Source organism: Tritonibacter aquimaris (assembly GCF_009617595.1).
In the GTDB taxonomy this organism is placed as follows: domain Bacteria; phylum Pseudomonadota; class Alphaproteobacteria; order Rhodobacterales; family Rhodobacteraceae; genus Epibacterium; species Epibacterium aquimaris.
In genome coordinates this window covers 575,375-589,778 of the sequence record NZ_WIXK01000001.1, presented here as the reverse complement: position 1 = coordinate 589,778, position 14,404 = coordinate 575,375, and the positions used below count along the sequence as shown (strand labels likewise).

At 58.7% G+C, this 14,404-nt stretch carries 12 protein-coding genes; 3 read left to right on the top strand and 9 right to left on the bottom strand.

The genetic code is table 11. The features are described from left to right. Positions 1-55: 55 nt before the first annotated feature. Together gltA and gltX are read right to left on the bottom strand one after the other, a co-directional pair. Positions 56-1,354 carry a citrate synthase gene (gltA, locus tag GG681_RS02825; protein ID WP_153544832.1) on the bottom strand — a complete coding sequence of 433 codons (1,299 nt, stop codon included), beginning with the start codon at positions 1,352-1,354 and terminating at the stop codon, positions 56-58. A gap of 124 nt (positions 1,355-1,478) precedes the next feature. Further along, complete coding sequence (gltX, locus tag GG681_RS02820; protein WP_153544830.1) at positions 1,479-2,879, bottom strand: glutamate--tRNA ligase; 1,401 nt, start codon at positions 2,877-2,879, stop codon at positions 1,479-1,481. Between the two features lie 91 nt (positions 2,880-2,970). Between gltX and GG681_RS02815 the strand changes: the two genes are divergently transcribed. Next, positions 2,971-5,061, top strand: coding sequence for a ComEC/Rec2 family competence protein (locus GG681_RS02815; RefSeq protein ID WP_153544828.1), 2,091 nt, complete (start codon positions 2,971-2,973; stop codon positions 5,059-5,061). Between the two features lie 11 nt (positions 5,062-5,072). Here the strand turns inward: GG681_RS02815 and lexA are convergent, their stop codons facing one another. From lexA to GG681_RS02780, 7 genes are all read right to left on the bottom strand, one after another. Then, the gene (lexA, locus tag GG681_RS02810) at positions 5,073-5,765 is read right to left on the bottom strand and encodes a transcriptional repressor LexA (protein ID WP_153544826.1); all 693 of its coding nucleotides are present in this window, start codon (positions 5,763-5,765) and stop codon (positions 5,073-5,075) included. 135 nt (positions 5,766-5,900) lie between these two features. Next, positions 5,901-7,070: a molybdopterin molybdotransferase MoeA gene (locus tag GG681_RS02805; RefSeq protein WP_153544824.1), complete on the bottom strand. Its 1,170-nt coding sequence runs from the start codon at positions 7,068-7,070 to the stop codon at positions 5,901-5,903. Continuing rightward, positions 7,071-7,541: a cyclic pyranopterin monophosphate synthase MoaC gene (moaC, locus tag GG681_RS02800; protein WP_153544822.1), complete on the bottom strand. Its 471-nt coding sequence runs from the start codon at positions 7,539-7,541 to the stop codon at positions 7,071-7,073. Between the two features lie 3 nt (positions 7,542-7,544). Then, positions 7,545-8,354 carry an indole-3-glycerol phosphate synthase TrpC gene (gene trpC / locus GG681_RS02795; protein ID WP_153544820.1) on the bottom strand — a complete coding sequence of 270 codons (810 nt, stop codon included), beginning with the start codon at positions 8,352-8,354 and terminating at the stop codon, positions 7,545-7,547. A gap of 16 nt (positions 8,355-8,370) precedes the next feature. After that, a complete protein-coding gene (locus tag GG681_RS02790) occupies positions 8,371-9,021 on the bottom strand; it encodes a uracil-DNA glycosylase (protein WP_153544818.1) in 651 nt (216 codons plus the stop codon). A 42-nt stretch (positions 9,022-9,063) separates the two neighbouring features. After that, positions 9,064-10,077: an anthranilate phosphoribosyltransferase gene (gene trpD, locus GG681_RS02785; protein WP_153544816.1), complete on the bottom strand. Its 1,014-nt coding sequence runs from the start codon at positions 10,075-10,077 to the stop codon at positions 9,064-9,066. Continuing rightward, on the bottom strand, positions 10,074-10,655 hold the full coding sequence (locus GG681_RS02780; RefSeq protein WP_153544814.1) for an anthranilate synthase component II: 582 nt from the start codon (positions 10,653-10,655) through the stop codon (positions 10,074-10,076). Before GG681_RS02780 ends, trpD begins: the two co-directional genes overlap by 4 nt. Before the next feature lie 187 nt (positions 10,656-10,842). Here GG681_RS02780 and GG681_RS02775 point away from each other — a divergent pair, with 187 nt between their 5' ends. Beyond that, a complete protein-coding gene (locus GG681_RS02775) occupies positions 10,843-12,408 on the top strand; it encodes a divergent polysaccharide deacetylase family protein (protein WP_153544812.1) in 1,566 nt (521 codons plus the stop codon). Between the two features lie 105 nt (positions 12,409-12,513). Further along, positions 12,514-14,385, top strand: a complete 1,872-nt coding sequence (locus tag GG681_RS02770) for a PhoX family protein (protein WP_153544810.1) — start codon at positions 12,514-12,516, stop codon at positions 14,383-14,385. Positions 14,386-14,404: the final 19 nt, after the last annotated feature.

Below are 14,404 nucleotides of genomic sequence, written 5' to 3'. Positions count from 1 at the left end.
AAAGAAAAACCCCGCCGAGATCGACGGGGTTCTTTTTTTAATTGAAAACCTAAAGTTAGCGGTTTTCGATGTCGATGTAGTCACGCAGACCTTCGCCAGTGTAAAGCTGACGCGGACGGCCGATTTTCATGCCTGGATCCGAGATCATCTCTTTCCACTGGGAGATCCAGCCGACGGTGCGGCTCAGCGCGAAGATCGGGGTGAACATCGAGGTTGGGAAGCCCATCGCCTCGAGGATGATACCCGAGTAGAAATCCACATTCGGGAAGAGTTTCTTCTCAACGAAATAGGGGTCATTGAGCGCGGTCTGTTCCAGCTCTTTGGCAACCTGCAACAGCGGGTTGTCTTCGACGCCCAGAAGTTCAAGAACCTCATCCGCGGATTGCTTCAGAACTGTGGCACGCGGGTCGGTGTTTTTGTAGACGCGGTGACCAAAGCCCATCAGACGGAACGGATCGTTCTTGTCTTTGGCGCGGGCGATGAACTCAGGAATGCGGTCGACGGTGCCGATTTCCTTGAGCATTTCGAGGCAAGCCTGGTTTGCACCACCGTGGGCCGGGCCCCAGAGGCAGGCGATACCCGCAGCGATACAGGCAAACGGGTTTGCACCAGAAGAAGACGCCAGACGCACGGTCGAGGTGGAGGCGTTCTGCTCGTGGTCGGCGTGGAGCGTGAAGATACGGTCCATCGCGCGGCTGAGGATCGGGTCAACCTGATAGTTGGTTTCCGCAGGCACCGAGAAGCACATGTGCAGGAAGTTTGCCGCGTAATCCAGATCATTGCGCGGATACACAAACGGCTGGCCGATGGAATATTTATAGGCCATCGCTGCAATGGTGGGCAGTTTTGCGATCAGACGGATCGCCGCCACTTCGCGCTGCCACGGATCGGAAATATCGGTGGAGTCATGGTAGAAAGCAGACATCGCACCCACAACACCCACAAGGGTTGCCATCGGGTGTGCATCGCGGCGGAAGCCACGGAAGAAGTTGTGCATCTGCTCATGCACCATGGTGTGACGGGTCACACGGGTTTCGAAATCTTCCAGCTGTGCTGCGGTTGGCAGTTCACCGTAAAGCAGCAGATAGCAGACTTCGAGGTAATGAGATTTGCCAGCCAGCTGATCAATCGGGTAGCCGCGGTGCAGCAGTTCACCTTTGCCACCATCGATAAAGGTGATGGTGCTGTCGCAAGATGCGGTCGATGTGAAGCCTGGATCATATGTAAATACGCCCGCCTGGGCGTAAAGCTTGCGGATGTCCAGAACATCGGGGCCAGCCGTCGGCGAGAAAATAGGCAGCTCATATTCTTGATCATTCAAGCTGAGCTTGGCGGTTTTCTGGGTTTCGGTCATAGATGTCCCTTCCTGTTACAGGCACGGCATGAAATTAACGTTCATATCCATGCGGGGCGGCACCTGCGCTTTCGCCCAGGTGCTGTGTTATCGGGGCGGGATTACCTTCGCGTTAAAAGCGAACCTATCCCGCTACGTCCTGGATCCGGGCCAAGGATTCATCGCGGCCCAGAACCAGCATCATGTCAAACACCGAAGGTGTGACCGCCCGTCCAGCAAGGGCTGCACGCAGGGGTGCTGCCAGCTTTCCGAACTTGGTGTCATGCGCTTCGGCAAAGGCATTTAACGCTGCCTCAAGATCATTACGCGTCCAGCTAACATTTTGCAGATGCGGCGTCAATTCTTCCAGTATACCGTCGGATACATTTGTTAGCGCTTTTTCTGCCTTTGCATCACGATCCAGGGGTCGTGAAGCCAGCGCAAATCGTGCCTTTTCAAGAAGTTCCGGGAAAGTCTTCGCGCGATCTTTCAGGCAAAACATTGCCTTTTCCAAATTTACGCTTTGTTGCGGATCCAGCGCGGGCTCATTTGCCGCAACAAGATAGGCTTCGATCTCCTGCCGCAATGCGGCGTCATCGGCCTGAGCATTGTGCTGACCGCAGAGGTTTTCCAGCTTCTTGGTGTCAAAGCGGGCGGGGCTTTTGCCGATTCCTGCAAAATCAAACCAGTCTTTGGCCTGAGCATCGGTGAAGAACTCATCATCGCCGTGGGACCAGCCGAGACGCGCCAAATAGTTGCGCATGCCTGCCGCCGGATAGCCCATCGCCTGATATTCCTGCGCCCCCAATGCGCCGTGGCGTTTGGAGAGTTTTTTGCCATCAGCGCCGTGGATCAGCGGAATATGCGCGTAAACGGGCAGCGGCCAGCCCATCGCGGTATAGATCATCATTTGACGCGCTGCATTGTTCAGGTGGTCGTCACCGCGGATCACATGGGTCACCCCCATGTCGTGGTCATCCACCACCACCGCAAGCATATAAACCGGGGTGCCATCAGAGCGCAGCAGGATCATATCATCAAGCTGCTGGTTCTTGATGGTGACATCGCCCTGAACCTCATCGCGGATCACGGTTTCGCCATCCTGCGGCGCCTTGATGCGCACCACATAAGGCGCATCCGGGTGGGTATCTTCCGCCGCGTCGCGCCAGGGAGAACGATAGAGCGTTGATTTGCCCTCGGCCTTGGCCTGATCGCGGAAGGCTGCAATTTCTTCTTGGGTGGCAAAACATTTATAGGCTTTGCCTTCGGCGAGCAGCTGATGCGCCACTTCGGCGTGACGGTCGGCGCGGGCGAACTGGCTGATCACTTCACCATCATGATCAAGGCCCAGCCATGCCATGCCCTGCAAGATGGCAGCGGTTGCCTCAGGAGTGGACCGCTCACGGTCGGTGTCTTCGATCCGAAGCAGGAATTTACCACCACGGCCACGGGCATAGAGCCAGTTGAACAGTGCGGTGCGGGCACCACCGATGTGCAGAAAGCCGGTGGGAGACGGGGCGAAGCGGGTGACGACTTGTTGCGACATGTCGGGGATTAACCTTTCGGAAACCATAAGAGCCTTAGGCTTTTGCCTGTGATTTCCGCCTGTCTACCCAGACCACAGGTCAGGAGCAAGCATGCGCATAGGAGGATCCGTGGTGCGCGCGCCCTTTGTGGCGCTTCAGCGCAGTTGGCACGCCCAGCAGGGGCAACTGTTTCCCTGGGCTGCGGTCTGTTTTGGTGCGGGCGTTGGGATTTATTTCATCTGGCCGCATGAGCCTGCCTTGATCGAATGGGGATTGGCACTATCTGTATCGCTGGCCGCGTTGTTTGGGCTGTATCTGGGGGATCCCGGTGCAGCCCGGGCGCTCCTGCGCCGTGTGGGGCTCATGGCGGTGTTTCTCATTTTTGCGGGCTTTTTATGTGCCTCTGCGCGTGCGCATCTGGTGGCGGCGCCGGTGTTGGGTTTTCGTTATTATGGCCCGGTTGAAGGACGGCTGATTGCGGTGGATCGTTCCGCAAGCGATGCGCTGCGGCTGACGCTGGATCGTGTACGACTGCTTGAGGTCACGCCTGAAAAAACTCCGCAAAAAATTCGTATTTCAGCCCGCGCGCTGAATGAGGCCCCGCCCATAGGCGCGCGGGTGATGACCACGGCGCATCTGTCTGCCGCCGGAGGGCCGGTTGAGCCGGGTGGTTTTGATTTTCGCCGCCATCTTTGGTTTCAGGGCATTGGCGCGGTGGGATACACGCGGGTGCCGGTGTTGCTGGCACAACATCCCGGTGATGATTTGAAACTGGCCCGGCTGCGCGCGCGCATAACACAGGGGCTGTGGGAGACGTTGCCCGGCGAGGGCGGCGCGGTGGCGGCGGCGGTGTTGACCGGTGATCGCAGCGCCATTCCCCAGGCCAGCGTCGAAGCATTGCGGATCAGCAATCTGGCGCATCTTTTGGCCATATCGGGCCTGCATATGGGGCTTTTGTCAGGCGTGGTGTTTCTGGCGGCGCGCTATCTGTTGCTCATCCTTGAAATGATCACATCGCGCGCGTTTCACCCCAAACCCGCAGCGGCGATAATGGCGATGATCGCAGCCACCGCCTATCTGACGTTGTCTGGCGGTTATGTCGCGACCGAGCGCGCCTATGTGATGGCGATGATTGTGCTGGGCGCGGTGGTACTGGGGCGGCGGGCGCTGACCTTGCGCGCCGTTGCTATTGCGGCTTTTGTGGTGTTGATCCACCGGCCTGAAAGCCTGCTGAGCCCAGGATTTCAGATGAGCTTTGCCGCTACCACTGCGCTGGTGGTGACTTACGGGTTACTGCGAGAGCGGCGGGTATGGCTGGGGCCGCGTTGGATCAGGCCGATTGCAACGCTGGCGCTGACGTCGCTGGTGGCGGGGCTAGCCACCGCGCCGTTTGGGGCGATGCATTTCAACACGCTGTCGCATTATGGCTTGCTTGCCAATCTGTTGGCGGTGCCGGTGATGGGGCTGGTGGTAATGCCTGCGGCGGTGCTGGCGGTGGTGCTGTTGCCCATTGGCATGGAGGGCGTGGCGCTGTGGATCATGGTGCAGGGGTTGGAATGGATCCTGGGGGTGGCGCATTTCGTGGCGGCGCTGCCAAATCCGCGCAGCTATGTGGCGCAGCCTGCAGGGTTTATTTTACCGCTGGCAAGTTTGGCGGCGCTGGTGATGTTGCTGGCGCGCGGACCTGTCAGAATGGCGGGGTTTGCCGCGATGATTGTGGCGCTGATACTGTGGCAGACGGTGGAACGGCCTTTTGTGTTGATCGCCGAGGATGGTGGACTGGCTGGTATCTGGCAGGGCGAACAGAGGCTGCTTTCACACGGGCGCGGCAGTGGTTTTAGCGCGCGGGTCTGGCTGGAAAACGATGGCAGCGCGTTGGGCCAGGCACAAGCCGTTGGCGCGTTTCCAAGCGCGATCAACGTTCTGCGCGGCAAACGCGCGGCAGAAGCGTTTGAAGGCTGCGGGCAGGCGGCAGTGGTGAGCAGTAATCAAGCAATCACATTGCCCAAGGGCGAAACCTGTCTGCTGATCACCCCAAAGCTCCTGCGGCTGAGCGGCAGTATTTCGATTTCAAAACAGGGGGTGATTACCACCAGCCGGGCGCAATCTGGTCTAAGGCTGTGGAGCCCGGCGATCTGGCAGAAAACAAAAGACCCGCTGCAGGGGCGGCGGGTCTGGTCAGATCATATCTGGGAAGAATAGAAGCCCACAGATCAGTAGCTGCGGATCAACCCTACAAGACGGCCCTGAATGCGCACCTTATGGGAGGGGTATTTCTGGGTTTCATAAGCGGGGTTTTCCGCCTCAAGCGCGATTTCATCCCCCTTGCGGTAAAACCGTTTCAGCGTGGCTTCCTGATCTTCGACCAAGGCCACCACGATGTCGCCATTGTCCGCATGCGAGGTTTCGCGGATCACCACCACATCGCCATCATTGATGCCCGCGTTCATCATGGAATCGCCTTTGACCTCAAGCGCGAAATGCTGCGCCGTTGATGAGATCATCGCGGTGGGCACGGCCACCTGATGCGAGACCTCGGAAATGGCGGCAATTGGCACACCCGCGGCGATACGGCCCATCACCGGCAGTTCAATCGCAGCGGCAACCATATCTGACACGCTGGGTTTTGATGGTTCTTCCACCTTGTTGGCCTTGCCACCATCGATGGCGCGCAGCGGCTCCTGTCCCATGCTTTCGGGCAGTTTCAGGATTTCAATGGCGCGGGCACGGTGGGCGAGACGGCGGATAAAACCGCGTTCTTCGAGTGCGGTGATCAACCGGTGGATGCCGGATTTGGAGCGCAGGTCCAGCGCCACCTTCATTTCATCAAAACTGGGCGGAACACCATCACGTTGCAGGCGTTTGTGAATGAATTCCAACAAATCCAACTGCTTCTTCGTGAGCATACTCGCCTCGCACTATTGTATGTATCGTGTTTTGTTCTACGCATGTTCCTGTTTTGTGTCAACAGCTGTGCTGTGGATAAAAGCAAAGGCCGCTCCTACATAGGAACGGCCTTAGGTGTAACGCTGTGGTTGCGATCAAAGCGGCAGGTAGCTGACGGTTTCGCCCGCCTCGCGCGCGTCATCATGGGGCGGGCGGATCAAGAGCGCATTGGCACCCGAGAGCACCGACAAAAGTGAGCTGTCCTGATTTTGACAGGGCGCGATGCCTTTGGGGCCAAGGGTGGCGCGCATATAATGGGCACGAGGGCCATTTGCAGTGAGATCTTCGGTCAGAGGCGCGGTTTTCAGCGCAGGCTCAGACACAAGGCCAAGCATCTGATCCACCATCGGTTTCAAAAACACATGGCCGCAAACCATGGCAGACACAGGGTTTCCGGGCAGCCCCACCATAGCAGCATCGCCCATGCGACCACCCATAAGCGGTTTGCCGGGGCGCATCGCCACTTTGTAAAAGCTCTGCTCCATACCAAGATCCTGCGCCACGTCCGAAACCAGATCATGATCGCCCACGGAAGCGCCGCCAATGGTGACCACAAGATCCGCATCTTTGGCCAGGTTAAACGCCGCTTCCAGCGCGGGTTTCTGGTCGCGCGCAATCGGCAGGATGCGGGCGTTTGCACCAAATCCTTCAAGCATCGCCTTAAGACCAAAGGTATTGGAGGCAATGATCTGATCCGGGCCGGGAGTGTCGCCGGGCATTACCAGCTCATCGCCCGTAGAAATCAGCGCAATATCGGGTTTGCGCCGCACCGGCACCGTGGCGATGTTCATTGCCGCGAGCAGCGCCACATCCGCAGGAGCCAGCCGTTTTGGCGCCTGCACCACATCACCGCGTTTGAAATCCCCGCCGGCGGGGCGGATATAAGTGCTGTCAGAGGGTTGATCGACGATGGTGATCAGACTGCCCTTACGATCAACGTTTTCCTGAATAACCACACAATCAGCGCCCTCGGGCACTGGCGCTCCAGTAAAAATGCGCACCGCTTGTCCGGCACCCACGCGCCCGTCAAACCGGTGGCCCGCCGCAGATTCGCCGATGACTTTGAACATGGCGTGCAGCTCAAGCTCAGCACGATTGACCGCATAGCCATCCATGGCCGAGGCCGCAAACGGCGGCTGGTCGCGATTTGCGCTTAGATTTTCAGCAAGCACCCGGCCAGCGGCCTGCGCCAGTGGCACCTGTTCGATTTTAAGCGGGGCGACCAGATCAAGAAGATTGGCAAGGGCGGTGCTGACTGGGATCATCTAAGCCTCGTATCGTCCTGATTTTCCGCCATCTTTCAGCGTTACGTGCACGCCGCCGATTTCCATGGCCTTATCAGCGGCCTTGCACATGTCATAGACGGTCAGCGCAGCGGTGGAGACAGCGGTGAGCGCCTCCATCTCAACGCCGGTCTGGCCGGTGGTTTTGACCGTGGCCTCGATTTGCACGCCCGGCAGATCGGGATCAAGCGTCAGTTCAACCGCAACCTTGGTCACCGGCAGCGGGTGGCACAGCGGGATGAGATCGGGCGTTTTTTTTGCACCCATGATGCCAGCTAGGCGGGCAACGCCTAAAACGTCGCCTTTTTTGGCGCGGCCATCGGCAATGAGATCAAACGTGGCCTTCGCCATTTTGACAAAACCCGCTGCGGTGGCAATGCGCGATGTTACCGCCTTGTCGGAGACATCCACCATATGGGCGTCGCCCTTTTGATCAAAATGGGTGAAGGCCATGGGTTACGCTCCGGGTTGGGCAGGATGGGCGAGCAGGGCGCGGGTGGCATCCGCCACGTCATCCTGACGCATCAGGCTTTCGCCAATCAGGAAGCTGCGCGCGCCATAGCGCGACATATCCGCAAGATCTGCCGGGGTGAACAAGCCGCTTTCGCAGACAATCGTGCGGTCTGCGGGCACCTGTTTTGACAGGATGCGGGTGGTGTCCAGCGTGGTCTCAAAGGTTTTGAGATTGCGGTTATTGATGCCCATCAGCGGTGATTTTAGATTGCAGGCGCGCTCCAGCTCTTCGGCGTTGTGGACTTCGAGCAGCACATCCATGCCCCATTCAAAGGCGCAGGCTTCCAGTTCTGCGGCCTGCGCATCCGACACGGAGGCCAGAATGATCAGGATACAATCAGCGTTGAGCGCGCGCGCCTCGGCCACCTGATAGGTGTCATACATAAAGTCCTTGCGCAGCGCGGGCAGGGCGCAGGCGGCACGGGCCTGAACGAGAAAATCCTTAGCGCCTTGAAAACTTGGCGTGTCTGTCAGCACCGACAGGCAGGTTGCGCCGCCCGCTTCATAGGCTTTGGCGATGGCAACGGGGTCGAAATCTTCGCGGATTAAACCTTTGGATGGGCTCGCTTTTTTGACTTCGGCGATCAATCCGTAGCCTTCGCGGCTGGCGGAGATCAGGTTTTCAGCAAAACCGCGCACGGGATCAGCGGCGCGGGCCTCTTCTTCGACGGCTGCCAAGGGTTTTGCGGCTTTGTCGGCGGCGACTTCTTCGAGCTTATAGGCTTTGATCTTGTCGAGCACGTTTTCGGTCATGGCGGCAGGGGTTCCCTTATTGGCTCCAGTCGATGGGCGTATGCCCCTTTTGGGTAAGCCAGTCGTTGACGTTTGAAAAGGGGTGCGAGCCGAAAAAGCCACGCCGGGCAGAGAGCGGTGAGGGATGGGCCGATTTCACAACCAGATGGCCATCACCCGTGATGAATTTTTCCAGCTTTTGTGCGGTGTTGCCCCAAAGCACAAATGCCGTGGGACGTTTGGAGCATTCCGCCAAGATCTGATGCACCAATGTGGCCCAACCAAGGCGTTTGTGGCCGTCGGCTTCGCCTGCGGGAACGGAGAGCGCGGTGTTCAAGAGCATCACACCCTGTTTGGCCCAGCCGCGCAGGTCACCATTGGGGCGGGTAACATTCACGTCGGCCTCTAGTTCCTTGTAAATGTTATTTAATGAGCGTGGCAGCGGGCGCACATCCGGTTCAACCGAGAACGCAAGCCCATGAGCGTGACCGGGCGTTGGGTAGGGGTCTTGCCCCAGGATCACCACGCGGGTGTCAGCGGGGGCCGTGTGATCAAGCGCTGCAAAACGCTGTTCATCCGGGGGCAGGATCTGGCGTGGATCCCCAGCCAGCGCGGCCTCGATCGTGGGCCAGTCTGTGGTGAAAAACGGCAGATGCGCCCAGGCGGCGGGAATGGTGTGGGATGTCATTAAAAGAGCCCGTGTTGCGCCGGGTTTCCCCGGCGCGTGGAATTAGGCAGAGGTCGCAGCGGCAAGCGCCTCAACCTTGGAATTGGCCGCGCCGCTATCGATGCTTTCACGTGCCTTTTCAACACCTTCTTTCAAGGTGCTCACCTTGTCCGCAACCATCAAAGCCGCCGCCGTGTTCAGCAGTACCGCATCGCGATAGGCCGAAAGTTCGCCCGCCAAAAGCGCGCGGAAGGCAATGGCGTTTTCTGCGGGGGTGCCGCCAAGGATGGCTTCAAACGGATGCACCGGCAGGCCTGCCTCTTCGGGGTGGAGCTCAAAATCGCTGACCGCGCCGTTTTCCAGACCTGACACCCAGGAGGTGCCGGTAATCGTCAGCTCGTCGGTGCCGTCAGAGCCATGCACCAGCCATGCTTTTTCAGCGCCAAGCGCCTGCAGGGTTTGGGCCATCGGGCGGATGAGATCCCGGCTGAATGCGCCGGTGAGCTGACGTTTCACCCCGGCCGGATTGGTCAGCGGGCCAAGGATGTTGAAAATCGTGCGGGTGCCAAGTTCCTGCCGGGTGGGCATCACATGGGCCACTGCCGGGTGGTGCACTGGCGCCATCAGAAAACCGATGCCGATCTCATTGATGGCGCGTTCCATCACATCAGCGCCCACCATCACATCAATGCCCATCTGCGATTGAAGATCTGCGGTGCCGGATTTTGACGACAGATTGCGGTTGCCGTGTTTGGCAACTGTAAGACCTGCGCCAGCGGCGACAAAGGCGGTCGCGGTTGAGATATTCAGGGTGTTTTTGCCATCACCACCGGTGCCCACAATATCGATCGCATCTGCGGGGGCCTGCACGGCCTTGCATTTTGCGCGCATAACGGCGGCGGCGGCGGCGTATTCTTCCACGGTTTCACCGCGGGTGCGCAGCGCCATCAAAAGCCCGCCAATCTGGCTGGGGGTGGCAAGACCATCAAACAGGATGGAAAAGGCTTCTTCGGCCTCAGCGCGGCTCAGCGCGCGATCCGCGGCGGCACCGATCAGCGGTTTGATTGCATCGCTCATGCCGGGGCCTGCGTGTTTTTCAGGAAGTTTTTCAGCAGCGCATGGCCATGTTCAGAGGCAATTGATTCCGGGTGGAATTGCACGCCGTGAATGGGCAGCTCTTTGTGCTGCAGCCCCATGATGGTGCCATCTTCGAGTTCTGCGGTGATTTCCAGACACTCCGGCAGGCTTTCGCGTTCCACCACCAATGAGTGATAGCGCGTGGCATCAAACGGCGTGGGAAGACCTTCGAACAAGCCTTTGTTTTTGTGGTGCATTGCTCCCATTTTACCATGCACGATTTCATGGCAGCGAATGACCTTGCCGCCAAAGGCCTGACCGATGGTCTGATGGCCGAGACACACGCCCAGCAGCGGGGTTTTGGTTTCGGCTGCGGCCTCGGTCAGGGCAAGGCAGATCCCCGCCTGATCGGGATCACAGGGGCCGGGTGACAGCAGGATTGAAGACGGCTTCATTGCCATGGCGTCCTGCACGTTCAGCGCATCATTGCGGTGCACCTCTACATCGGCGCCAAGCTCACCCAGATAGTGGACGAGATTGTAGGTAAAGGAATCATAGTTGTCGATTAGCAGCAGCATGGTTCGCGGCCTCGTTTTGGACTGGCGGGGCGGGGCCCCACCGCAGTATAGTGGTTGCAACATACATGTTCAGGGATGCGCGGCAGCGTCAAGGGCAAGCGCCCCGGCAAGCTGCTGGTAAATGCCACAATTGCTGTAAAAGCAGCCGTGCTGACCCTGGCTCCGCAAAATGAGAGGCGAAACAGGCATGCGCGGTTTTTTGGGTGGTGTCGCTATTGGCGCGGTGGTCTCTGGCATGGGGGCGGCTTTGGTTTCATTGGCGGTGCCAATGCCACGCACGGTGGATGTGCCGCAGGATGAGCCACAGGCTATTGCTGCTCCGGTTGAAGCATCTGTGGGAGAGGCACGTGACGAGGGCACTGCCAGCCTGCGCGATGCGGATCTGGTTGAGGTGCCGCCTGTGGTGCCTGCGCCAGTTGAGCGCGGTGATGATCTGGCCATTCCGTCGGAACGTGCGGCAGTAGAACGCCCCGATGTGGGTGACGCCCCGCTTGAGTTGCGCGAGTTGGAAAGCACGGTTGCTGAAATTGCGCTGCCCGAAGGGGACACACCCCCGCAGCCCAATACGCTGAACCTGCCTGATGTGCCCGGCGCAGAAGCAGCACCTGAGGTGGAAACCACCCCTGCAGAAGAACCTGTGGAAGAGGTTGCAGCGCTTGCGCCTGAGGCGGCACTTGAGCCCGTGACTGAACCTGTAGCGGAGCCTGTTCAGGGCACAGAAAACCTGGTTGAACAGCCTGTCGACGTGCCCGAGCCCAGTGTTGATGCAAGCGTTGAACCTAGTGTTGAACCACAGGATCCGCCCGCAATTGGCAGCGTAAGCTCTTCCAAGGTTGCCATCCTTGCGCCTGAAATCAGCGCGCCCTCCAGTGCTGGCCTGCCCAATGTGACCTTGCCGCAGGTGGTGCGCCCGGTGCCCGCAACCCGTGAGCCCGGCGCGGCAGAGGAAAAAACCGCACAGGTGACCGAGGATCCATCCACAGAGACCACATTGCGGCCACGGGTTGGAACGCCCGCCACCGCGCTTGTGACCCAAGGTAGCGCCGAAGCCGCAGTAGAAGGCGCGCCAGAGCGCAGCCCGTTTGAGCGCAATTCCGAAGAATTCATCCTGATTGATTCGCGACCACTGATGTCGATTGTGCTGCTGGATGAGCCGGGCAGCCTGGGGGCCGAAGCCTTGGCGGAATTTCCCTATCCGCTGAGCTTTGCCATTCGGGCCGATGATCCGGATGCAAAATCCAAGGCGGCCGCGCGCCGGGCAGCTGGGTTTGAGGTGCTGATGCTGGTGGATCTTGCCCGTGAGGCGACACCAAAAGATGCGGAAATGTCGATGGAAGTCTGGCTGCCCAAAATGCCTGAGGCCGTGGGGCTACTGGAAGGGGTCGACAGCGGGTTTCAAGGCACGCGCGCGCTGGCCGATCAGGTGGCCGCCCTTGCCGAGAGCAATGGGCTTGGCCTTGTGACCCAGGCCAATGGGTTTAACACGGTGCAGAAACTGGCTGCGCGTGATGGCGTGCCTGCGGGCGTGGTGTTTCGCGATTTTGATGGCGCAGGCCAGGATCCACGCGCCATCCGACGGTTTCTGGATCAGGCCGCGTTTCGTGCAAATCAGGAAGGTGCTGTGATCATGCTGGGACGTTTGCAGCCTGATACCATCTCGGCGCTGCTGTTGTGGGGGCTGCAGGATCGCGCCAGCCGGGTGCAGCTTGCTCCGGTTTCTGCAAGCCTGAGCACGGCAATCTCCGAGGAGTGAGCAGGGCCGCAACATGGTGCGGCCCAACCTGCGCAGACGTCATAAAAGTGAGACCATCACTTTGTACTTCGACCTCATACCAAGCAATTCAGCCAGGGGTGGAAGATGACTGATAAACGTGTTGATCTGTCGTGGGACGAGTGGGACGAATTGAACGATCCGCGCCCGGACCACAGTGAATTTGATAATGTGGTTGAAACCGCATTGAGCCGCCGTGGCTTTCTGAGCGGCATTGTGGCCTTTGGCTCGGGTGCGGCTGTGATGGGCAGCGGTGTGCTGTCGGCGGTTGAAGCTGCAACCAGCAACCGTTTTGCGTTTAAGCCGATCGAGATTGCCACCGATGCCACCGTGCATGTGCCCGAAGGCTACAGCTGGGACATCCTGACCCGCTGGGGTGATCCGCTGTTTTCCGACGCGCCTGAGTTCAACCATGAGACCGGTGGCGATGCAGTGTCAGACCGGATCTTTGGTGAAAACACCGACGGGATGGAGCTGTTTGAAATTGGTGACAAGCAGCTGATCGCTGTGAACCACGAATATCTCAACCCAAAACTGAACCTGCCGCAAAACGAAGACGGCAAGCCCGCGTCAGAGGCAGATGTGCGCAAGATGCAGAACCTGCAGGGCGTCACGGTGATGGAAGTGGAAGAAAGCGATGCAGGCTGGAAGATTGTGCTCGACAGCGCGTATAACCGCCGCATCCACCACAACACGCCGATGCGCATTGCAGGCCCGGCTGCGGGTCATGATCTGCTGAAAACCGAAGCAGACCCCGCAGGCGTTGAAGTTCTGGGCACCATGAACAACTGCGGTTCGGGTAAGACGCCCTGGGGCACCTATCTGACCTGCGAAGAGAACTTTAACGGCTACTTTGGTTCAAGTGACGAGAGCTTTGAACAGAGCCCGGCGTTCAAGCGTTATGGCATCAAAGGCGAGAGCCGCTATGACTATGAAAAGTTTGATCCGCGCTACGATCTGGCGAAAAACCCAAATGAGCCCAACCGGTTCGGCTATATCGTAGAGATCGATCCGACCGATCCGAACAGCACGCCGGTGAAACGCACCGCTCTGGGTCGTTTCAAACATGAAAACGCCGAAGTGGTGATCGCGAAAGATGGCCGCGTTGTGGTTTATCTTGGCGATGATGAGCGCGGCGAATATCTGTATCGCTTTGTCTCCGATGCGGTCTATCAGCCCGGTGGCGAAACCGAAAACCTGCTGAATGACGGCACGCTGTATGTGGCGAAATTCCACGACGATGGCAAAGGACGCTGGCTGCCGTTGACGCCGGAAACCACCGGCATGGAAATGGCTGAAATCCACATCCACACCCGTATGGCCGCCTCAATTGTGGGCGGAACCACTATGGACCGCCCGGAATGGGTTGCGGCGAACCCGATCTCGGTTGAAGCCTATTGCGCGCTCACCAACAATAAAAACCGTGGTCTGAAACCAAATGCCGGTGGTGATGACACATCCCCCAATGCGGTGAACCCACGCGAAGCCAACCACTATGGCCAGATCGTGCGCTGGAAACCAGACAACGCGGATTACGCCGCGGATACCTTTGACTGGGATCTTTATGTGATGGCGGGCAACCCCAATGTGCATGGGGATGAATATGCAGGCTCTGCCAATGTGCATCCGGGCAATATGTTCAACTCACCCGATGGTATGGCGTTTGACAGCGCGGGTCTTTTGTGGATCCAGACCGATGGCAACTATAAAAACGAAGGCGATTACGAAGGTCAGGGCAACAACCAGATGCTGGTGGGTGATCCCGTGACCGGAGAAATCGTTCGTTTCATGACCGTGCCCTATGGTGCCGAAGTCACCGGCCTGTGCTGGTCGGCCGATCGCCGTTCCATGTTTGTTGGCATCCAGCACCCCAAAGCGCCGTTCCCCGATGGCGAAGGCAAGCTGGCGCGCTCATCCGTTGTGGTGGTGAAACGCAACGATGGCGGTCTTGTAGGGTAAAACCTGAAAACAGCGCGCC